This window comes from Paenibacillus sp. YSY-4.3, from assembly GCF_054767475.1.
The window spans coordinates 155943-177858 of record NZ_BAABMC010000004.1; the positions used below are offsets into that span (position 1 = coordinate 155943).

16 protein-coding genes are annotated in these 21916 nt (G+C 48.7%); 14 read left to right on the forward strand and 2 right to left on the reverse strand.

The features are described from left to right. Position 1 precedes the first annotated feature (1 nt). A complete protein-coding gene (locus ACYUJT_RS15135) occupies positions 2-1057 on the reverse strand; it encodes an MBL fold metallo-hydrolase (protein WP_460323619.1) in 1056 nt (351 codons plus the stop codon). 204 nt (positions 1058-1261) lie between these two features. On the opposite strand from ACYUJT_RS15135, the gene ACYUJT_RS15140 reads away from it, so the two are divergent. From ACYUJT_RS15140 to ACYUJT_RS15160, 5 genes are all read left to right on the forward strand, one after another. Continuing rightward, entirely contained in the window at positions 1262-1807 is a 546-nt protein-coding gene (locus ACYUJT_RS15140) for a TetR/AcrR family transcriptional regulator (RefSeq protein WP_460323621.1), read from the forward strand. Between the two features lie 62 nt (positions 1808-1869). Continuing rightward, positions 1870-2868, forward strand: a complete 999-nt coding sequence (locus ACYUJT_RS15145) for a DUF1835 domain-containing protein (RefSeq protein WP_460323623.1) — start codon at positions 1870-1872, stop codon at positions 2866-2868. 546 nt (positions 2869-3414) lie between these two features. Beyond that, positions 3415-4302 carry an RNA polymerase sigma-70 factor gene (locus tag ACYUJT_RS15150; protein ID WP_460323625.1) on the forward strand — a complete coding sequence of 296 codons (888 nt, stop codon included), beginning with the start codon at positions 3415-3417 and terminating at the stop codon, positions 4300-4302. Then, on the forward strand, positions 4299-5102 hold the full coding sequence (locus tag ACYUJT_RS15155; protein WP_460323627.1) for a VOC family protein: 804 nt from the start codon (positions 4299-4301) through the stop codon (positions 5100-5102). The genes ACYUJT_RS15150 and ACYUJT_RS15155 overlap by 4 nt, the downstream gene beginning before the upstream one ends. Beyond that, the gene (locus ACYUJT_RS15160; protein ID WP_460323629.1) at positions 5083-5880 is read left to right on the forward strand and encodes an SDR family oxidoreductase; all 798 of its coding nucleotides are present in this window, start codon (positions 5083-5085) and stop codon (positions 5878-5880) included. The genes ACYUJT_RS15155 and ACYUJT_RS15160 overlap by 20 nt, the downstream gene beginning before the upstream one ends. Positions 5881-6009: 129 nt before the next feature. On the opposite strand, the gene ACYUJT_RS15165 is transcribed toward ACYUJT_RS15160, so the two are convergent. After that, positions 6010-6705, reverse strand: coding sequence for a Dph6-related ATP pyrophosphatase (locus ACYUJT_RS15165; RefSeq protein ID WP_460323631.1), 696 nt, complete (start codon positions 6703-6705; stop codon positions 6010-6012). Between the two features lie 151 nt (positions 6706-6856). Between ACYUJT_RS15165 and ACYUJT_RS15170 the strand changes: the two genes are divergently transcribed. The 9 genes from ACYUJT_RS15170 (at position 6857) to ACYUJT_RS15210 (ending at position 21914) form a co-directional block, all read left to right on the forward strand. Continuing rightward, positions 6857-9790, forward strand: coding sequence for a glycosyl hydrolase 115 family protein (locus ACYUJT_RS15170; RefSeq protein ID WP_460323633.1), 2934 nt, complete (start codon positions 6857-6859; stop codon positions 9788-9790). A gap of 36 nt (positions 9791-9826) precedes the next feature. Continuing rightward, complete coding sequence (locus ACYUJT_RS15175; protein WP_460323635.1) at positions 9827-10795, forward strand: AAA family ATPase; 969 nt, start codon at positions 9827-9829, stop codon at positions 10793-10795. Between the two features lie 8 nt (positions 10796-10803). After that, complete coding sequence (locus ACYUJT_RS15180; RefSeq protein WP_460323637.1) at positions 10804-11904, forward strand: DUF58 domain-containing protein; 1101 nt, start codon at positions 10804-10806, stop codon at positions 11902-11904. Positions 11905-11939: 35 nt separating this feature from the next. After that, positions 11940-13244, forward strand: coding sequence for a DUF4129 domain-containing protein (locus ACYUJT_RS15185; RefSeq protein WP_460323639.1), 1305 nt, complete (start codon positions 11940-11942; stop codon positions 13242-13244). A 15-nt stretch (positions 13245-13259) separates the two neighbouring features. Continuing rightward, on the forward strand, positions 13260-14084 hold the full coding sequence (locus tag ACYUJT_RS15190) for a MerR family transcriptional regulator (protein WP_460323641.1): 825 nt from the start codon (positions 13260-13262) through the stop codon (positions 14082-14084). Positions 14085-14169: 85 nt separating this feature from the next. Beyond that, positions 14170-14940, forward strand: coding sequence for an SDR family oxidoreductase (locus ACYUJT_RS15195; protein WP_460323643.1), 771 nt, complete (start codon positions 14170-14172; stop codon positions 14938-14940). A gap of 915 nt (positions 14941-15855) precedes the next feature. Next, complete coding sequence (locus tag ACYUJT_RS15200) at positions 15856-20529, forward strand: S-layer homology domain-containing protein (RefSeq protein ID WP_460323645.1); 4674 nt, start codon at positions 15856-15858, stop codon at positions 20527-20529. 311 nt (positions 20530-20840) lie between these two features. Continuing rightward, the gene (locus tag ACYUJT_RS15205) at positions 20841-21194 is read left to right on the forward strand and encodes a hypothetical protein (protein ID WP_460323647.1); all 354 of its coding nucleotides are present in this window, start codon (positions 20841-20843) and stop codon (positions 21192-21194) included. Positions 21195-21326: 132 nt separating this feature from the next. Next, entirely contained in the window at positions 21327-21914 is a 588-nt protein-coding gene (locus ACYUJT_RS15210) for a TetR/AcrR family transcriptional regulator (protein ID WP_460323649.1), read from the forward strand. The last annotated feature ends 2 nt before the right edge of the window (positions 21915-21916 follow it).

A 21916-nucleotide genomic window follows, 5' to 3' on the forward strand; every position in this document is an offset into this window, starting at 1 on the left:
TTTAGTCAGCAAGCTTGTTTGAAGTAATCCACCATGACGAGGCAGGAAGAGGCATCTCCTCATTCAATGCAACGGTATCGCCAATATGAGGAGCAATTAGGTTCACATCTGCTTTCTTAGCCTCGATTAGGGCTCGTTCGATCGGTTCCGTCCAACCATGATAAGCAAGAGTAAAAGCTCCCCAATGTATTAACATCATATTTTTCCCATTTGCATCTTTATGAGCCTTTACAGCTTCTTCAGGGGTCATATGAACCCAAGACCAGTGCGAGTCATACTGTCCCCCTTCAATCAATGTAAGATCAAATGGTCCATACTTTTTTCCAATCTCCTTAAAATGCGTATCGTAGCCGCCATCGCCGCTGGTAAAGAAACGGGTTCTCTTCCCAAGAATGACCCATCCGCCCCATAAAGTTGTATCCCGATTAAGGAGTCCTCTGCCAGAAAAGTGTTTGGACGGAGTCAATGCAAGGGTTAAACCTTGAAACTCCGTTTCATCCCACCAATTCAGCTCAGTGATTTTTTCTTTTGCAACACCCCAACGGGTCAAGTGAGCACTTACACCATAAGGAACGAAAAAATGTCCAACTTTGTTCTTTAGCTTGTGTATAGAGGGATAGTCTAAGTGATCGTAGTGATCATGGGTAATCAAAACTGCATCGATCGGCGGTATTTCATCAATAACATATAGTAAATCTTTGCTGTAGCGTTTACTTCCTGCAAAAGAAACAGGCGACGCCACTGGCCCCAGCATCGGGTCTACAAGAAGTTTTTTATTATCGATACTGAGTAAAAAAGCAGAATGTCCAAACCAAGTTAGGCTATCTTCTTCACTTTTGATTTTGTTCCAGTCCAATTTTGCAATAGGAAGCTTACCAGAAGGCCTGCGATCCTTAGTCTTTGAAATCGAATTCTTGATTAGAGAGAAATAATCGGATGCACTCATAGCTAGATTGGTGGGCACCTGGTTAACAAACTTCCCTTTTACATAGTTATCAAGCTTGCTATATCGTTCTTTTTGGTCCTTACTTGGGTTGCCGCCGAATACTGGAATCATATTGCTTTCACATTTCCTTCCCCTTTATGTCTTCAACTACTAAACTATAATTAATTATTGAATATGGGTATACAAATAGACATATGTATATAATTTTAGACAGAACTGAAAAACATACAATTGTTAAAGTAACTGGATTTGTTAAATAGTGAACAGATCAATGATTTTTGTATAGCATCTATAGAAAGAATGGTGAACGCTGAAATGGCTAAAGTCGATCGACGAATACAGAAAACACAGGCAGCGTTAAAGAATGCGATCCTTGAATTGATGGCTCAAAAAAATCTAGATAATATTACGATTCAGGATCTATCAGACAGAGCGAACGTCAGTCGCGGTACGATTTACCTTCATTATACGGACAAATTCGATCTGCTGGACAAGCTGATTGAATCGCATATTAACGAACTTAGAGGGTTGTGCGAATCAGCGGCAGATTTGGATTTAGTTGGTGCGACGCTCATCTGGGCAGAATATTTTGATAGTAATTACTCCTTTTTTTCCACGATGTTAGCGAGTAAAGGCGCTCCGTATTTTCGCAACCGATTCCAGAATTTCCTGGTTGAAGAGTTGAGGCAGGAAGTGGATGTAACCGAAGGTAAAAATCAGGGATTACTTGCGGAGGTACTCGTTCAATTTATTGCCTCTGCTCAGTTGGGGGTCGTGGAATGGTGGTTTACTCATGAAAGACCCGTCACTCCTCAAGTTTTAGCCAAGCAATTGGGGACATTGTTGGAGAGGAATATCTAAGCAGAATCAGAGATTTTCGATAATAATGTTCAATTCAATGAAATTACGAAGGGGGAGTTTAGATGCTTCATATCGTCAACGGAGATATTGTCGGTGATAAGTTGAGAAGGGGGAATATCCCCGGGGATATTCTGGTTTGGAGAGAAGTGTATCCGGTAGGTCCGGTATTCGTCGAAATGGACGAGCCCCATCCGAGTTCGCCAAGAGTGGAATATTTGGAGAGAACCTTGGGCATTCCGGCAGATGACTATGTGACCTATCAGAAGTCGCAGGAACAGACTTTGCAAAACTTCCACAAATACGATGAGATCGTACTATGGTTCGAGCATGATCTGTTTGATCAGCTCATGTTAAGTTATTTGTTGCATTGGTTCTCAAAGCGGGAACTAGGGCATACAAAGCTAAATTTGCTGTGTATCGGCGACTACCCGGGTATTGATTTGTTTCGAGGATTGGGCCAGCTTACAATCAAGCAGTTGGAAACATTGGCAGGTACGTGGCAGAGTATCGGACAGAAGGAACTTGAGACAGGCAGCAGGATCTGGAAGGCATACGCTTCGCCGGATGTAGAAAGGCATGTTGAAATTTTGCATGAAGATACATCGGCACTGCCCTTCGCTCGCGCCGCACTTGAACTGCACGTATCCCGCTTGCCATCCGCAAAGAATGGACTGGGGATTGTAGAGCAAACCACTTTGGAGCTGATCAGGCAAGGGGTGAATACCCCGCGAGAGCTATTTAAAGAGATCGGAAACCGCTTGAGTGTGCTTGGAATGGGTGATTTGGAATATGGGTATCGACTACGGAGTATGTCGGAGCGACCGAATGCACTATTAGAGCTACGGGGTTCTGAGTCTTTTCCCGATTATCGAAAGAAAGCTACCCCATCCTTTGAAAATTGCGAAGTTGCATTAACGGAGGTAGGGATGGAAGTAGCGATGGGAGTAAAGGACTGGGTGACAGTGAAGGGAATGAATGAGTGGTACGGTGGTCTGTGGCTGCATGGAGATTTAACATGGCGCTGGGACACGGAGAGAATGCAATTGGTTGATATGGAATGAGGGAATAACTTGCCGTTACAGACAGCGTGAAGAACCGGATCATAGGTCGATTCTATTCGAAAATTCATACTGAATCGTTGTTCTTTTTTTAATTTGAGCAATTGTGCATGAACTTTCATATAGGAACCATAGAATCAAACGTTTGAAGGATAATTTAGTATGATTTATCGAGGATATTATACGGAAACCTTCGGAATCCTGTGCAAGGTATCGGCATATCCGTTCCAACGGGCTAGCCAAAGGCTTTCTCAATTTCTGAAGCAAGAATTGGAGGGAATGGAGCGAAGTAGTCAGCCATAGCTTTGGGGCAAGAAGTAACCGATCATGAATGAAGATGCGGGAAGACAAATTCCCGTTTGTCACATTTCAGAATACCTCCCTGTCTTGTTTAATGACAACGACGGAAGGAGGTAACACGTTTGGATGTAAAGTATGATAGCGATTGGTTCCATGCTCAAGTCTCCCTTGCTATCGGCAGCGAGCGGGAAGCGAGCCGCACTTCATATCCTCGTGCACTAAACGGTTAGGTTTAGAAGGGAGGACGGAATGGAAACGGAACAGCTGTATCTGACGTACCGGCCGTTATTATTTTCAATGGCGTATCGGATGCTGGGGAGCGTTATGGATGCGGAGGATATCGTGCAAGAAGCTTTTCTGGCGATGAATCGGCTGCCTTCGGATGCGAATATCCGAAACGTAAGGGCCTATTTATGCAAGGCTGTTACGAACCGCTGCTTGAACTTGCTGCAATCGTCTGCGAAGCAGCGGGAAGTTTACATGGGGACTTGGCTGCCGGAGCCGCTTGTGGAAATCGAGGGAGCACACGGGGATCCCTCGGAGATTGTTCAACAGAAGGAGACGATCTCGACGGCCTATTTGCTGCTGCTGCAGCAGCTCAGCGCGATGGAGCGGGCGGTGTTCCTACTGCGTGAGATTTTTCAATATCCGTACGACGAGATTGCCGATATTGTGGGGAAAAGCAGCTTTAACTGCAGGCAGATTTTCCATCGGGCCAAAAGGAGTATCTCTCATGAACCGCTGAACAGTGAGGCCAGCTCCGTCTCGGAGGCGCAGGTGCGGAACTTCATCCAGGCCTTGCTCGCGGGAGACACCGAACGCCTGTTGCAGCTGCTGTCTCCTGACGCCGTTCACTATACGGATGGCGGAGGCAAGGCCCATGCCGCGTTACAGCCGGTCGTCGGAGTCTCACGGGTTATTCCATTCTATAGTCAATGGATAAATTGGTTCAGGCGGTCTGATAGCGATTATTCCTATACGATTGAAACGGTAAATGGAAGTCCGGGCATTGTGACGAGGATTAGCGGATGCATTGCTTATGTATACTCGTTCGGGTCGTCGGCTGGCCGAATCCAGACTGTCTATGCCGTTGCCAATCCCGATAAACTCAAGCATTTGGAGGGGATGATAGGATGAGAATCATCGAATTAGAACTGAGAACCGCCTGCTTATCCGAGATGAAGGAGTTCTATACGGATCAACTCGGATTAGCCTGTGTGGGTGAAGCGGAACAATCGGTCACATTCATGGCCGGGGAGACCCGATTGACTTTTGTTCGTGAAGAGCGGCAGGGGTATCTGCCTTCGTACCATTTGGCAATGAACATCCCCGAGAATAGGATACTCGAAGCGAAGAGCTGGCTGATGGCCAGAGGCTGTTCGGTGCTTCCCGCCATTCCTATTCCGGGCGCAGGGATCCAAGCGAACGAAAATATCGCTTACTTCGAGGGAACGGATGCGCATGCCTTCTATTTTAAGGATCCTTCGGGTAATCTGATCGAGTTCATTGCGAGGCACCGCATGGGAAATACCTCGGAGGAGTCCTTCGATTCCGCATCGATTCTAAATATCAGCGAGATTGGCTTGCCGCTTCGAGGAGAAGTACCGGAAGTGATACGGTGCCTAGAGACTCGTCTTGACGTATCTCCTTATTTTGGAGACGGGAGGATGTTTCAGATGCTGGGAGATGACCAAGGGATGTTTATCCTGGGGGATTTGTCGATCGGCTGGTACCCTTCGATGGAAATTCCGGAGATACACCCCATTCGCGTGACGGTTCTTGATGATCGAGAGGCGGAGTTCCAGATGGACCCCTATCCCTATTTCATTCGTACGGTTTCCGCTTTTTTGTTTAGCGGCGGGATGAATTCATCTCCAACGGCGCTCACGTCTTCTCTTAACGGGAGGTATATCGAAAATGACCAAATTACACAATAAAATAGCCATCGTCACGGGGGTGAGTCGTCCAGGCGGAATTGGGGCTGCGATCTGCCGGGCATTGGCTAACGAAGGCGCAAGCCTGTTCTTTACACATTTGTATGATTACGAGAAAGAATTTTACCCACAGGATGCTGATGAGAATTGGCCCGATTCTTTCGCAGGAGAACTGCGGCTATTGGGCGTTCAAGCTGCACATATGAAATTGGATCTCGCCGTACCGGGCTCCGCGTCTTATTTGTTGGAGGAGGTCCGGAAAAGGGTTGGTCTTCCCACGATCCTCGTCAATAATGCGACGTATAGCGTTGATGCTGATTTCCGCCAATTAAGCGAGTCTCTTATCGATGCTCACTGTGCTGTAAACATGAGGGGAACCTTTATGTTATCCGCCGAATTCGCCCGCATGCTCGAGACCGAGAACAACGCTCGCTCCTCGAATCGTGTACTCGGCGGCCGGATCATCAACCTTACTTCCGGCCAAGGGAAGGGCCCGATGCCTGGCAATCTTGCCTATGCCGCGACCAAAGGGGCCATCTCCGTGTTTACCGAATCCCTGGCCGCAGAGCTGGCCCCGCTTCACATTACGGTCAACGCGGTCGATCCCGGCCCTACCGATTCTGGCTGGATGTCCGAAGAGGTGAGGAATGCACTGCTGCCGCAATTTCCGATGGGCCGAATTGGTCTTCCGGAAGATGCGGCTCGTCTGATCGCTTTTCTGGCAAGCGATGATTCCCAATGGATTACTGGCCAAATCATACATTCTAGAGGCGGTTTCTAAGAGAAGCTTCTTAACGGTTAACGATAGTTCAAGAAAAGCGAACTCAATGAAGGGCCATCCACGAAGGATGGTCCTTAAACTTCGTTATAATATCTGTTCATAGTCGACTATCGGGTTATCCTACCAAGTTCACGTTCTCGTTACCAGTTCCAATGGCAGGAAAGCATACTCGCCGTTACGAATGATATTACCTTTGTTTACGGAGATTGGCATATTGAATATAGGGCCATTGATGACGGCCGTATGGAACTCTCCACCTTCTCCGCAGGGGTCAATTCCGCGGGCCTCGAGCTCCTTCACATAATCTAGAGTCAGCACCCGCCCTAGATCTTTCTCTTTCATGCCTAACGATACGTTCACTGTAACGATCACTGTAACGAATCCAAGATGAATGAATTCTTCAACAACGTCTCGATGATTCATCTCCCATAGAGGCATGCCAAGCTTTAATCCAGCAGCTTTAGTCACCTTGTCGTGCCAGCACCTATGAGCAGGCATATCCAGATCCCCGGTTACTAACACCTCTGCCCCTTGGTCTTTAGCGTTTTCCAGCAACCTTATAAAGTTTTCTTCGTAATCTGCCCAGCCTGAAGCTGCGGTATGTAGGGGTAACCCTATAGACTCCGCTTGAGCTTGCAAGAACGCTGGAGGCAAGCCATGGGACCGGGAGCGGTGCCCTTCTTCTTCTAACATCACGATAAGTCCAATGGCCTCTCCAATCTTCATCGCTTTGTACAAGGCTAGCGTGCTGTCCTTTCCTCCGCTAAAGGAAGCTATAAATTTATGTCCACAAGCGCCTGTTTTCCAACTGGAAACTTCGGTCATTCCTCTCGTTCTCCTTTAAACTTGTTTAATTTTCAAGCCTTTATCTTAAGTTAGTATATACCTTTTAACAACGAATCTAATGTATACTTTGCTGTAATTAAATGAAGAGAGCATAAACTGAATAAAAAAAAGCAGCAGAAAGGAAGTCACTATGGAATTCATAATTTCTCAAGAGATTTTAAGAAATGTAACCGCTTCAAAAGACGGTACATCCATGTCAGGCGCGTTATTTTACCGGGAAGAGGAAGCTTTCAGCGGCGTGAATAAGATCGCTCAAAAAGTGATGCATGATGTGGAACTGGTATTTGGTTATGCACCGCAGGCCACCACAGACAGAAGTCAGCTTGGGAAGAATGCTATTCTGTATGGCACCGTGGGTCACAGTCTTATGCTTCTCGAGCTTGAAGAAAAACAGCTGATTAATTTGTCAGAAATCCGGGGAAAGAGGGAAGTGTTCTTATTTCAAGTTATTGACCGTCCCTTTGAAGGTGTTGAAAAAGCATTAGTCATTGCAGGCAGTGATAAACGCGGTACGATCTACGGTTTGTTTCATCTGTCGGAGCAGCTTGGGGTTTCTCCGTTGGTGGACTGGGCCAATGTGAAGCCACAGCGCAAAGCAGCCTTTTCTCTGATTGAGGATTTAAAATATATCTCTAAGGAACCCTCTGTTCGTTTTCGCGGCTTTTTTATCAATGATGAATGGCCGGCGTTTGGCAATTGGACCATGAAAAATTTCGGCGGGTTTAATGCGGAAATGTATGAGCATGTGTTTGAATTGCTGCTGAGATTGAAGGGGAATTATCTCTGGCCTGCGATGTGGTCAGCCCGATTCTATGATGATGGCCCTGGCCTGGCTAATGCGGAACTGGCGGATGAATATGGCGTTGTCATGGGGGCTTCTCATCATGAGCCTTGCTTGCGTTATGGAGAGGAATATAAATATCTCCGCGGAAAGGATTCGATTTATGGAGACGCCTGGAATTTCACCACGAACCGAGAAGGGATTACGAAGTTTTGGGAAGACGGTCTGAAGCGGAGCGGTAAATTTGAGAGCGTGATTACGGTCGGGATGCGAGGAGAAGCGGATACGGCGATCATGGGTAATGAAGCTACGCTGGCGGACAATATCCAGCTGCTGCGGGAGGTATTGCAGACCCAAAATCGGTTGATTCGGGAGCAGATCCATCCTAACCTTTCCGAAGTGCCCAGAATGCTGGCTTTGTATAAAGAAGTGGAGCCGTTCTTTTATGGAGATGAGAAAACGCCGGGCTTAATCAACTCCGAGGAGCTGGAGGACGTCATCCTTATGCTCTGCGATGATAATCACGGCAATCTTCGGACCCTGCCAACGGAAGAAATGCGCAGCCATACAGGTGGTTATGGGATGTATTATCATTTCGATTACCATGGTGGGCCGATCTCTTATGAATGGATTAACAGCTCTTACCTCCCGAAGATCTGGGAACAGATGACGATGGCCTACGACTTTGGCATCCGTGATCTTTGGATCGTCAATGTGGGGGATATTGCAACTCAAGAATTCCCGTTATCTTATTTCCTGGATTTGGCCTATGATTTTGAGCAATGGGGAACCCATGCCATAAATAAGACGGATCACTATACGAAGCAATGGATTCGAAAGCAGTTTGCTGGCGTGTTCAATGAGGATGAGATGACCCGAATTTTTGAGCTGATGACAGGTTATACCCGGATTGCCCATCAGCGCAGACCCGAGCATATGAATTCAAATGTATATCACCCGGTAAATTACAAGGAAACGGATGATATGCTGCATCAAATCGACCACCTTCTGGATGTGGCGAATGAACTGGTTGAGACGGTGGATGAAGCGGATTTGCCGGTTTATTTTGCGCTAGTTTATTATCCGGCTGTCGGGAACCTCAATTTGCAGAAAGTGTGGCTGCTCACAGGTAAAAACCATTACAAAGCCAAGCTTGGTGAAATAGAAGCTAACAGGCTTGCGGAGCAGATTCGAGAATGCATGAAGAAAGATAGGGAGCTTGTGGACCAGTTCCATACGATGGATCATGGCAGGTGGTACGGCATGGGGCTCTCCGAGCATATTGGCTTTACGCAATGGAATGAAGACGAGGCTCAAAATCCGATTCTTATGCATGTTTTGCCTGCGAATAAACCTAGATTATTGGTAACTGTAGATGGAACGACTCAGCGCAGTGAAGGAAGCGCCTGGCATATTAATAAATTAGTGATGAATGATTTTTTACAGCCAGATGTTGAGGAAGCCTCATTTACGATATCCAGCATCAGCGATCTTCCTGCGGAATATAAGATTACATGCAAACACCCGTGGCTGACGTGTTCTAGCACGAGCGGGAGTCTGGACGGAAAAGAGAAAACTACGGAAGTTATTCATGTAAAAATTGACCGCTGCACGATGAATGGCGAGACAGAAGGCCATATTGTTATTGAAATGCCAGTAGGCACCTGTACAATTATGGTAAACGCGTCTAACCATGATTTTATTGAGCTGCCTAATATGACCTTTGTAGAAACGAATAGGTATATTTCCATAGAAGCTGAACATTATGCTCTAAACAAGGAAGCCGCCAAGGAGAATGGGGCAGTTAGCAGATTTGAAGTGATTCACGGATATGGCAAGACCTTATCAGGGCTGAAGGCCTTCCCAACAACAGAATATTTTACGGCAGGTGAAGACGCACCTTATCTAGAATATCATTTCATGGTACAGGAAGGCGGAGAGTATGAGGTGGAGCTCTATATGCAGCCGTCCAATCCAGTGACAAATGAAGGAACGTTATTGTGCGGAATCCAAGTCAATGAGGAAGAGATTAGCGTAGTCAATACACTTCCTGAGGGGTATCGGGTGGATGACGAGAATTGGGCCAAAGGCGTGCTTGATCACATTCGCAGGCACAGCACGGGAGTACATTGCCGGGAAGGGTTAAATACATTGAGGATTTTTGCCGTAAGTCCAGGGTTTGTATTGGAAAAACTGGTCATTTATCCAGTAGGCAAGAAACCTGCAGACAGCTATCTGGGACCTGCAGAAACCTACTATGTAGGTAAAAAAGGTAAGTTGTAGTTCAAACATAACTCTAGTTATTAAGGCGGTGGAATGATGAACTTACAGGAAGCGGTATCCATATCGAAGCGGATTCACGCCAATATCAGCCAAGTGATCGTAGGGAAGGAAGAAGTGATTGAACTGTTGCTGGCTTCCTTGTTCGGCAATGGACATGTGCTGCTGGAGGATGTTCCTGGGACGGGCAAAACGCTTATGGCCAAGGCTCTGGCCCGATCACTCGACGGACAGTTTAAGAGAATCCAATTTACCCCCGATTTATTACCCTCTGATCTGAGCGGAATCAATTTCTATAACCAGAAGACGAGTGAGTTTGAGTTCAGACCAGGCCCTGTGTTCACTCAAGTATTGCTGGCCGATGAGATTAACCGGGCCACACCACGGACTCAGTCCAGTCTATTGGAATGCATGGAGGAACGGCAGGTAACTATAGACGGCGTGACCCATGAATTGGCCAGACCGTTCTTCGTTATGGCGACTCAGAATCCGATCGATAACCAGGGAACATTCCCGCTCCCCGAAGCTCAGCTTGACCGCTTCCTGATGCGTATTGAGGTCGGTTATCCTACGCTTGAAGAGGGCGTAGACATCTTGCAGCGGTTCCAGGTGCAAAGCCCGCTGCAAGAGTTAGGCCCCGTAGCTGCGGGTGTGGAAGTTGCTGCTGCGCAGCGGTTTGTGGCTGGAATCAGCGTGTCCAGGGATTTGCTGGGATACATGGTTCGTCTTACTGAGGCTACCCGGAGACATCCCGATGTGAGGCTGGGCGCTAGTCCACGGGCGAGCAGTGCTTTGTTGCGTGCCTCGCAGGGAATCGCTCTGCTTCAAGGCCGTGATTATGTCACGCCGGATGATATCAAACGGGTTGCCGAGCCGGTGTTGGCCCATCGTCTGCTGGTACGCCGTGGACTCCGTCCTGATGATCAGCAAGGAGATGCTGTAGTGCGTCAAGTGCTCAGTGAAGTGGAGGTTCCTGCGGAGGATGTAATGGCAGGAAGAGGGAAGTAGGTGGAGATATGCAATTAACCTGGTTGATGATTAGCGCTTGCATTCTGATCGGAGTGCTGTCGCTTGTGTATCAGCGAGGGGCGATGAGAGGGCTGACTTATACCCGTTACTTCACAAAGGATGCGGTATTCGAGGGGGATACGGTTGAAATGGTGGAGGTTATCTCCAATGCGAAATGGCTGCCGCTTCCCTGGCTGCGATTGGAGTCGAGCATCCAGACTGGGCTCCGGTTCGGTGACCAGGCCAATCTGGATATATACTCTGGTGATATTTATCAGAATCATATCAGTCTATTCTATCTTCGTCCTTATCGCCGGATTAAGAGACATCATCAGGTGACGTGCGCGCGGCGCGGCCTCTTCCGCCTTGATTCGGCTACGCTGACGACAGGCGATCCGCTAGGGCTAAGCTCCAGAGCACAGAAATTTCCGCTTCATCTGGAACTGCTGGTATACCCACAAATCTTGGCTTTGCAGGAACTGCCGCTGCCGAATCATAGCTGGATTGGGGAGCTGGCGGTGCAGCGCTGGATTGTGGAGGACCCGTTCTTGACTTCGGGGATCCGCGAATACCGTTCCGGAGATGCCATGGGATCGATCAATTGGAAGGCCACCGCTCGTACGGGAACTATGCAGGTTCATAAGCGCGACTATACGGCCGATCATCGGTTAATCATCTGTCTCAATTTGGAGGATAGCGACACGATGTGGCGCAATATTAATGATCCACAGCGGATTGAGCTAGGGATCAGGTATGCCGCTACCGTTGCTGATCAGGCGCTGCGCAGCGGGATTGAGACGGGCTTCATCTGCAATGGACATCTGATCGATGGACCAAGACAATCCGTCACCATCGGCCCCTCCGCCGCTGCGGACCAGTTGGAGCTCTTGCTGACGACATTGGCCAGACTGGTCCTCGACCGAACGGTTTCCATGCCGACCTTGCTCGAAGAGGTACTGAGTGAGGAGCCCGTAGATACGGATTATTTACTTATTACCTGCCATCAGGGCGAGAAGCTGAGCAAGGCAGCCGATCAACTGCTGCGTCGGGGAAATGGAGTCGAATGGATGATTATTCCCGATGATGATGGCGATGGAGGGCATTTCTAATGGAGAATGAGGGTGACAATTACATAATAAGGACATTGAAACTATGCTTGTCCTGCCTTGGCGAGATAGTGGTGCTGATGCCGCTCTATCTTGCTGCAATTATCCTGCTAAGCCCGCAGTATTTGCCCTTAGGCTGGATGATGATCCTGCCGTTAATTTCTTCTCTCGGTGCGGCTATTCACAGTTATGTATCGATCTTGTGGAAAAAGCTTGGGATCGCAGTCCTGATTGGCGCTGCGTGCGTTGCTATTTTCATAGGAACCGGAGGAGAGGGGCTGTCCTCCTTGATCGGTCTCGGCGCGGCGTTGTTTGCGCTGCAAGGGATGACGGTTGCCGCGCGGGCAGGGGAGGCCAGGCTGTACTGGTATGGGACCGCGCTATATTTTGCCGCTGGAATCGCTTATTCAAGAATTGCTCTGCTGCGCGGAGAGCTTGGTCTAATTACCTGGCTGGGTGCGGCCTGCCTGGGAATCGCGCTGTTTGTGACAAATTATGAATACTTGCGTTATACAACGTTGGCTAATAAATCAGCATCTCCGCTGCCGAGGGGCTTGCGCCGGCATAATACCGTTTTTATCGTCATTATTTTGGGGCTCATTGTTCTGTTTGCAGCGGGGGCCGGGCGTTGGATCGGCCATATGCTGCTGGAGATCATCAGGCATATTGTCGCCTGGATTACGCGTTCATCTGGAGAACCGAAGGCGCCGCAGCCGGAAGAACTCCAGGAGCCACCGGTGATGTTTATTCCGGAGGAAGTACAAAAGCCGGGTCTGTTATCGCAAATTCTAGATATTCTCTTCTATGTGATCGGCGGCGCTGTGGTCGCGGCCATCGTCGTATTTGCACTTTACTTGTTGTATAAAAATGCAGGGGGCTTCTGGAAGCGGAGTATCGGCCGCCTCCTGGCCCTGCTGCGTCGGCGTGATCGGGCTGGCGAAAGCGCTGGCTATCGTGACGAGGAGAGCTCGATCTTCTCCTGGGAAGAGAAGCGGCAGAAATGGGGTCAATGGAGGGATGCTCTGGCCCGGTTCGGCAAGCGCCAGGAGCGATACGAGGATATGCACAGCAATCAAGAGAGAATACGCTTCTTGTATCGGCGTTTTCTCTTAGCCAGGCTCAATGAAGGCTGCGAATGGAGGCCTGGGCTTACTCCGTTGGAAATGGCCCGGGATATGCTGCCCCATGATGATAAGAAGAATCAGAGAAGGAAGTCTGGGCAGGCTGCCCACAAGGCCGCTATAGAGCCGTTAATCAAGCTTTATTACCTGGTTAGATACGGTGGACAGGAGCCTGATGATGAAGAGGTAGCTGATATAAGACGGATGTTGAGTCAGAAGTAAAAAAGAGGTGTCTGCATGTTCAAAATTGGAGCGTTCGCGAAACTGGGCGGCGTTACCGTGAAGACATTGCGCCATTATGATGAACTCGGCTTACTAAAGCCTGTACGGGTGGATGAAGAATCGGGGTATCGTTATTATAGAGCGGACCAGCTCTTGACCCTCCGCCGCATTGCGGGGTTCAAGGAGCAGGGTCTGACACTCGAGGCAATGCGGCCGCTGTTAATCGGCCCCGCCTCTCCGATGGATGCGGAGCGCATGCTGCTGGAGAAGCGGAAGGAGCTGGAGCGGCAAATTGAAGAGGCTCAGAGGCAAATCGCGGAGGTTGACGAGCGGCTCGACCGGATCGCATGGGATGGCGCGGCGGCCAAGGAGGGAACGTTTCTGTTCCGAAGTCTGGAGCCGGTTCTGGTTGCTTCCATCCGCGAAACTTTGCCGAGGAGTCAACTGTGTCTGCTGCTCGATGAATTGAAGCAGTATGTCGGCTCGCATGGCGAAGAGCCAGATGGCAGGTTGACGATCGTCTGGCACAGCAGAGCCGATTGCGGCGAAGAGCCTTCGGACATCGAGGTGGCAATTTCTATCCCAAAATCGATTCAGAGTAGCGGCAGAGTGATGATTCATCAGTTGCCTGGCATAAAAGAAGCGGCATCTTATATCCATCAATGCAATCCGTATATAGACGATTGTAAGGCGATTGAAGCGCTAGGGGTATGGATTGCTAGTGAGGGATACCGGCCGATCGAGCAGATTCCATTCAGGGAGATCTATCTGACGTCAGACAAAGATATCTATGGCCAGTATCGAATGGCAGAGGCGGTTGTACCGGTCGAGCGAATCTAAAGGAAGTTCGCGGATCTACTCTTGACTCTCCCCTTACGGGGAGGGATTATCCTGAAAACAAGAAAAGGATAAGGAGTGGATTCATATGACGTTGAAACGTTTGAAAGGGCAAATCGCGGTCGTTACGGGAGCCAGCCGAGGGATCGGGAGAGCGATTGCACTGCGTCTCGCCGCGGATGGCGCGCTTGTTGCCGTTCATTACGGTACACGGAGAGACGCGGCGGAGGAGACGCTCTCCGCGATTGAAGCAGCGGGCGGCTCAGCCTTTGTCATCGGTGCGGAACTGGATTCAAGGGACGGCGTCGGCATGCTCCTTCAGCAGCTGGATGAGGAGCTTCTGCGCAGGACGGGCAGCAAATCATTCGATATTTTAGTCAACAATGCCGGCATCGGTACCTCCCCGTCATTTGGAGAGACGAGCGAGGAGGACTTCGACAGGCTATTTGCGGTCAACGTTAAAGCGCCGTTTTTCCTAGTGCAGCAATCGCTGGAACGCTTGAGGGACGGCGGTCGTATCATCAATATCTCATCCGGGGTGACGCGCATCGCCTATCCGCATATTTTGGCCTACAACCTAACGAAAGGTGCACTCAATACGTTCACCCTGCATTTGGCAAAGCTTCTGGGACCGCGGGGGATCACCGTGAACGCAGTCATGCCCGGCATTGTTGATACGGACGTCAACGCATCATGGCTGCACACACCTGATGGCCGTAAGTCTGCCGAGGAGATGTCTGTGTTTGGACGCGTCGGTGAGCCAGCGGATATCGCGGACATCGTCGCCTTCGCGGCGTCGCCGGATGGAAGGTGGATCACGGGGCAAATGCTCGATGCAACTGGAGGATCGCATTTGTAACTCTGGGCGGCATATTAAACAAAGCGGCATATGTGGAAGTACTGTTTGTGTTGCCTGAATGAATGATAAGGGGAAGTATTAATGGGGGACGCGAGAGCTTCGTGTCCCCATTTTACTGCCGATAAATCGGACGATGGTCAAATATTCTCCAGAAACTTGAAAAGCAATGTAAATTTTCAGTATGAATCATCCGATATAAACTTATTGGAAAAATATACTTATACAAATTATCCAAATATACGGGGGTGCATTTTTATAGAATAAGTAAATTTTATGTCACAGGTAAGAAGGGCTTATATAAAAGAAGTACATAGAAGATTATTTGCACGAAATATTAAATGTATTAATCGGAGATAGAGCACATTATTAAGAAATTCCAGGTGTTTCATCCTACATAATTTTCGGAATAATATTTATACATCATCTGATTGTACATAATATTCTGTCTCAGTGATCCAACTATTTTAATACATAGGAACATACTTAATTCATAGGAACATAATAGGGCTGTCGATTCGGTGAGGAGGCCTTATTTTCTGGTGGGCGTTTTTTTGCGCTCTTCGCTACAAAAATAGTTTACACTGGACACTTTCTCGTACGACATAACTCGTAGGACATAAAGCCTTTCATTGCCTTTCTCTATCCATCGAAATTATGATCCGTCATGAACAACTTGTGCTCAATTTTTTTCACATGTTCAGTCGACGGTGTATTTTTTGTTCGACGGCACTTGTGATTTTACGAGTGGGACGAGAGATTTGATTGCAATTAAAGAATCATTCGATTGGACTGCGGTACTGATGAGTTTCTTGTGAGTTTCCGGTGCAGAGACTTCTCCGGTCCCATGGGCGTAGCAGTAGATAGCAGCGGAATCGGTGAACGAACAAGAAATACTCTGTGGAGGTTGATAAACAAATGGTGAAACAGAAAAATACATTTCGGCACATCCTAAGCTTTACTATGAGCTGTGTGATGTTTCTTAGCATTATTTTGCCCCAGGGAATGGCTATACGAGCGTCAGCAGCGGGCAATGTGGCGGATCATGTGGTGATCAGTCAGATTTATCCAAGCGGAGGGAACGTTAACTCGTCTTACGGTTACGATTTTATTGAGTTGTACAACCCGACGGATCAACCGCAGGACTTGACTGGATGGTCAGTTCAGTATGGAAGTGCAGGTGGAACTTTTACAAGAGTAACGCCGCTATACGGCATAATTAAGCCGCATTCGTACTATTTAATCCAGCAACTCGCAGGGATTGCCACCAACAATCCAGGCGGTCCGTTACCGGTAAACGCCGACCTAATTGCGGATTCGAACACGGGGTTCGACATAGCCGCTTCCAACGGGAAGGTCGCCCTTGTAAAATCGACTACATTAATAACAGGTTCGAGTCATTCCAACGTCATTGATTTTGTCGGATATGGAACGGCCAACGACTACTATACGACAGTTGCGCCAGCATTCAACAACATTAATACGATAAGTTTGTTGCGTAAAACGAACAGCGGTACAGACCCGTTTATCGATACAACAGACGGAAATGGCTGGGATACGAGAAATAATGGTGAGGACTTCATATTAGGGAATGTTGTTCCCCCTCGTAATAGTGGATCCTTATCTGAATCACCTGTAATCCAGATGCAGCCAATGGATCAAATTGTAAATGTAGGTGCTGGTAGCCCGATTCTGAGTATCGTGGCAAGCGTAAATGATGGCGGCACGTTAAGCTACCAGTGGTACAGCAACACGACCAATAGCAACAGTGGGGGAACGCTAATTAGCGGGGCAACGGGCCCAGCGTATGCAGCTCCGACAACAACGGCAGGCACAACGTACTATTATGTTGTGGTGACGAACTCGAACAACAGCGCAAGCGGAATAAAGACATCAATAACGAGCAGCGCTGCGAAAATAACTGTGAATACACTGGTGAATGCGGAAACGCCAATCATCGTTACACAGCCAGCGGACCAAACGGTGATCGAAGGGGATAGTTTACTTCTGGGTGCTGCAGCCACTGTGAGTGACAGCGGCACACTGAGCTATCAGTGGTACAGCAACACGACTAATAACAACAGTGGGGGAACGCTAATCAGTGGCGCGACGGGCCCAACATTTTCACCACCGACAACAACGGCAGGCACAATGTACTACTATGTTGTGGTGACGAACACGAACAACAGCGTAAACGGTGTAAAGACGGCAGCAGCAACAAGCGGCGCGGCGAAAGTGACCGTGAATACGCTAGTGAATGCGGAAACGCCAAGCCTCGGAATGCAGCCAGCAGACCAAACGGTGATCGTGGGAGACAGTGCGCTTGTGAGTGCCGCAGCGACCGTGAGTGACAACGGTGTACTGAGCTACCAATGGTACAGCAACACGGTCAATAGCAACAGTGGGGGAACGTTAATCAGCGGCGCAACGGGCCCAACGTATGCACCGCCGACAACAACGGCGGGCACAACGTACTATTATGTTGTGGTGACGAACATGAACAACAGCGTAAACGGTACGAAAACAGCAGCAGCAGCGAGCAGCGCCGCGAAAGTGACCGTGAATACGCTGGTGAATGCGGAAACGCCAAGCATCATTACGCAGCCAGCAGACCAAACGGTGATCGTGGGAGACAGTGCGCTTGTGAGTGCCGTGGCAAGCGTGAATGATGGCGGTACGCTAAGCTACCAGTGGTACAGCAACACGACCAATAGCAATAGTGGGGGAACACTAATCAGCGGCGAAACAGGTACAACATATGCGCCGCCCACAACAACGGCAGGCATAACGTACTACTATGTTGTGGTGACGAACACGAATAACAGCGTAAATGGTGTGAAGACGGCAACAGTAACGAGCAGCGCCGCGAGAGTGACCGTGAATACGCTGGTGAATGCGGAAACGCCAAGCATCGTTACGCAGCCAGCGGATCAAACGGTGACCGTAGGAAGCAGTGCGTTTGTGAGTGCAACAGCGACCGTGAGTGACAGCGGTGCATTAAGCTATCAGTGGTACAGTAACACAACTAATAGCAACAGTGGAGGAACGCTAATCAGCGGTGCGACGGGTCCAACGTATGCAGCGCCGACAACAACAGCGAGCACGACGTACTACTATGTTGTGGTGACGAACACGAACAACAGCGTAAACGGTACGAAGACGGCAATGGCAACGAGCAGCGCCGCGAAAATAACCATAAATACGCTGGTGAATGCGGAAACGCCAAGCATCGTTATGCAGCCAGCGGACCAAGCGGTGATTGTAGGAGATAGTTCGTTTTTGAGTGTCGCAGCGACCGTGAGTGACAGCGGTACATTAAGCTATCAGTGGTACAGCAACACGACCAATAGCAATAGTGGGGGAACACTAATCAGCGGCGAAATAGGCACAACATATACGCCGCCGACAACAACAGCGGGCACGACGCACTACTATGTTGTGGTGACAAACACAAACAACAGCGTAAATGGTGCAAAGACGGCAACGGCAACGAGCAGTGCCGCGAAAATAACTGTGAATACGTTGGTGAATGCAGAAACGCCAAGCATCAGTATGCAGCTAGTGGACCAAACGGTGGCTGTAGGAGGCAGTGCGCTATTGAGTGCCTCAGCCACCGTGACTGACAACGGTGTACTGAGCTACCAATGGTACAGCAACACGACCCACAGCAATAGTGGGGGAACGCTAATCAGTAGCGCGACGGACGCAACATATGCAGCGCCGACAACAACGGTAGGCACGACATTCTACTATGTTGTGGTGACGAACACGAATAACAGTGTAAACGGTACGCAGACGGCAATAGCAACGAGCAGCGCCGCGAAAGTGACCGTTAATACGCCGGTGAATAATACGCCAGTGAATAATACGCCAGTGAATACTGCACCAGTGAATACTGCACCAGTGAATACTACACCGGTGATTACGCCGGTGATTACACCGGTGAATGCAGAAACGCCAAGCATCAGTACGCAGCCAGTGGATCAAACGGTGACTGTAGGGGACAGTGCGCTTTTGAGTGCCTCAGCCACCGTGACTGACAACGGTGCACTGAGCTACCAGTGGTACAGCAACACGACCCACAGCAATAGTGGGGGAACGCTAATCAATAGCGCGACGGACGCAACATATGCAGCGCCGACAACAACGGTAGGCACGACATTCTACTATGTTGTGGTGACGAACACGAACAACAGCGTAGACGGTACGCAGACGGCAACAGCAACGAGCAGTGCCGCGAAGGTGACGGTGGTTAACGTTGCACCGAGCTATGCGAATAAAACAGCGAAATCATCTTTTCCAGATTACGTCTCAGGTTCGCAAGAAAGCAAAACGATGAATACAGGCGTGAGTGTACTTGTTAACGGAAAAGAAAAGGATGCGGCAATCGTATTGACAGCTAGCCGTGATAACCAAACAGTAACCATCGTTTCTATTGACCAGAAAAAGCTGGATGACATACTTGCGATGGAAGGACTACAATCGGTTGTAACTATTTCTGTAAATACGAAGTCCGATGTGATCCTTGGTGAATTGAACGGTCAGCTGATTAAAAACATGGAAATCAGACAGGCAGTCTTAGAGATTAAAACGAGCCAGGCAACGTATAAGATACCTGCGAAGCAAATCAACATTGATTCCCTGTCCAGTCAGATCGGAAAGTCGATTGCCTTGCAGGATATCAAGGTACAGATTGAAATTGCCTCAGTGACAGAAAGTACAGTGAAGACTGTAGAGAGTGCGGCAGCAAAAGGAATGTTCACGCCAGTCGTACCACCGGTTGCGTTTGCTATCAGAGGTATATACGGAGATACGACCATCGAAGTATCGAAATTCCAAGCTTATGTAGAGCGTGCTATTGCATTGCCGGACGGTGTAGATGCGAATAAGATTACGACAGGCGTTGTCATTGAGCCTAACGGAACGGTTCGTCATGTTCCTACTAAAGTCGTCGTGATCGACGAGCATTATTACGCAATAGTGAACAGCTTGACCAATAGTGTGTATTCGGTAATATGGCATCCGCTGGAATTTTCCGATCTGGATAGCCATTGGTCGAAAACCGCAGTGAACGATATGGGATCGCGGATGATCGTCAACGGTATCGGCAGTGATCAGTTCAGCCCTGACCGAGATATTACGCGCGCCGAATTTATATCCATCATTGTTCGTGGGCTGGGACTGAAGCCGGAGAGTGGCGAATCGCAATTCACTGATGTAAAGACATCGGATTGGTATAGCAGTGCGATCAACACGGCGGCTGCGTATCATCTGATCGAAGGATTTGAAGACGGTACGGTACGTCCAAATGAGAAGATCACCCGAGAACAAGCGATGGTGATGATCGCCAAAGCTATGCAAATCACAGAATTGAAGATGAAGCTTTCTGTTCAAACGTCAGATGTGGTGCTTCAATCTTTCACAGATGCATCAGACGCATCCAATTGGGCAAAAAGCGGTATTGCTGACAGCGTCCAAGCGGGAATCGTATCTGGCAGAAGCAGTACGGAGCTTGCTCCAAAGGCGTACATTACCCGGGCCGAGGTAACGGCGATCATACAAAGATTGCTTCAAAAATCTGGCCTTATCTAACAATATAGACTTGGAAAAGACCGCTCCCTGCATAATGGATCTTGCAGCAGAAGCGGTCTATTCGTCATGCGGATGGCAGTGAAGACGGCTTCCGCATTAAAATGGTCTCCTGGTCGTGGGCTGGAAAAGAGTTGGATCGCAGAAGTGGGAAAGGAGACTAGGATTCAGTCGTCCTATTGGTCCAACATGCTTCGTTTCCGCTCTTACGCTTGTTCCAGTCTCGGATTTTTGATAATTTAGGCCTCGGCCCAGAACACAAATATTCCCTAGTCATAAACTAAGCATAGGCAAATAACTAAGGAGGAAACGAAGTGTATCACCATCAGAGAAAAGCGAATAGTTACAATTATGGTCCTTCGAATACTAGACAGAACAGACAAATTTTTCTCAATAACACAAATGCAGTAGTTGTTACAGATCTAGGAAACGGCTTTCTAATGTACAAATGGGGGAGATTTATTATATCCCCAAATGAAAATGTATCAATTATCTTATCTCCTGGACCTGGAGAGAAAGTGATCGCCGGAGGATACGGTAACAATGCATCATTTATCCCAACTCTTATTGCTAACCAGCCGGCAGAATCAAGAAAATGGGTTGTAATCGTAAAAAATAGTAATCCCGGAAGTGCAGACATGGATTTCACTCTAGTTGCTAAAAAATAATATCGCGGAAACTCTTCTTCTACCGGCACGTGCCATACATCGCTGAATTGGCAATTGACAGGAGATTGTCATTTTGATATCATAATGACAGTCACCACTGACAGACATTAACGGAAGGCGAGGCGCTTAGATATGGACATCAGCAAGCTGGGGAGCAGCGACAGGCTGTTGCTGGCCGCGATCGATCTGATTTCGGAAAAGGGCTACAATGGTGTAACCACGCAAGAGATCGCTGCGGCCGCTGGTCTGAGCGAGAAGACATTGTTCCGGCACTTCGGCAGCAAGCAGAAGCTCCTTGAAGCGGCCTTCGACCGGTATCACTACGCTGAAGAGATGAGGAAGATTTTCACGGAGAAGCTGGTCTGGGAGCTAGAGGAAGATCTCCTTGCGATCAGCAGAGCGTACCATGAGATCATGAACCGCAACCGCAAATTGGTTCAGATCAGTATCAAGGACGAGGCCCAGATGCCGGGGTTCAAGGAACGGTTGCACCAGCACCCTCTGCAGTTGCTTGAGTATCTGACGAACTACTTCAAAGCCATGAGCGAGAAGGGTAAACTGCGGTTGACGGATCCAAGGATGCAGGCTTTTACGTTCATGATGTCGCAGTACGGGGCGTTCATGAACGATTTGGAAGCTGGGCGGAGTTATCCAGATATTGCGCTTGAACCATTCATCGAGGAAAGCGTCATAATTTTTGCTAGGGCACTAACCCCCTAGCA

Excerpts from the sequence above, each read along its gene's own strand:
- ACYUJT_RS15135 (WP_460323619.1), bottom strand. The coding sequence starts at position 1,057 with ATGATTCCAGTATTCGGCGGCAACCCAAGTAAGGACCAAAAAGAACGA.
- ACYUJT_RS15140 (WP_460323621.1), top strand. The coding sequence starts at position 1,262 with ATGGCTAAAGTCGATCGACGAATACAGAAAACACAGGCAGCGTTAAAG.
- ACYUJT_RS15145 (WP_460323623.1), top strand. The coding sequence starts at position 1,870 with ATGCTTCATATCGTCAACGGAGATATTGTCGGTGATAAGTTGAGAAGG.
- ACYUJT_RS15150 (WP_460323625.1), top strand. The coding sequence starts at position 3,415 with ATGGAAACGGAACAGCTGTATCTGACGTACCGGCCGTTATTATTTTCA.
- ACYUJT_RS15155 (WP_460323627.1), top strand. The coding sequence starts at position 4,299 with ATGAGAATCATCGAATTAGAACTGAGAACCGCCTGCTTATCCGAGATG.
- ACYUJT_RS15160 (WP_460323629.1), top strand. The coding sequence starts at position 5,083 with ATGACCAAATTACACAATAAAATAGCCATCGTCACGGGGGTGAGTCGT.
- ACYUJT_RS15165 (WP_460323631.1), bottom strand. The coding sequence starts at position 6,705 with ATGACCGAAGTTTCCAGTTGGAAAACAGGCGCTTGTGGACATAAATTT.
- ACYUJT_RS15170 (WP_460323633.1), top strand. The coding sequence starts at position 6,857 with ATGGAATTCATAATTTCTCAAGAGATTTTAAGAAATGTAACCGCTTCA.
- ACYUJT_RS15175 (WP_460323635.1), top strand. The coding sequence starts at position 9,827 with ATGAACTTACAGGAAGCGGTATCCATATCGAAGCGGATTCACGCCAAT.
- ACYUJT_RS15180 (WP_460323637.1), top strand. The coding sequence starts at position 10,804 with ATGCAATTAACCTGGTTGATGATTAGCGCTTGCATTCTGATCGGAGTG.
- ACYUJT_RS15190 (WP_460323641.1), top strand. The coding sequence starts at position 13,260 with ATGTTCAAAATTGGAGCGTTCGCGAAACTGGGCGGCGTTACCGTGAAG.
- ACYUJT_RS15195 (WP_460323643.1), top strand. The coding sequence starts at position 14,170 with ATGACGTTGAAACGTTTGAAAGGGCAAATCGCGGTCGTTACGGGAGCC.
- ACYUJT_RS15200 (WP_460323645.1), top strand. The coding sequence starts at position 15,856 with ATGGTGAAACAGAAAAATACATTTCGGCACATCCTAAGCTTTACTATG.
- ACYUJT_RS15210 (WP_460323649.1), top strand. The coding sequence starts at position 21,327 with ATGGACATCAGCAAGCTGGGGAGCAGCGACAGGCTGTTGCTGGCCGCG.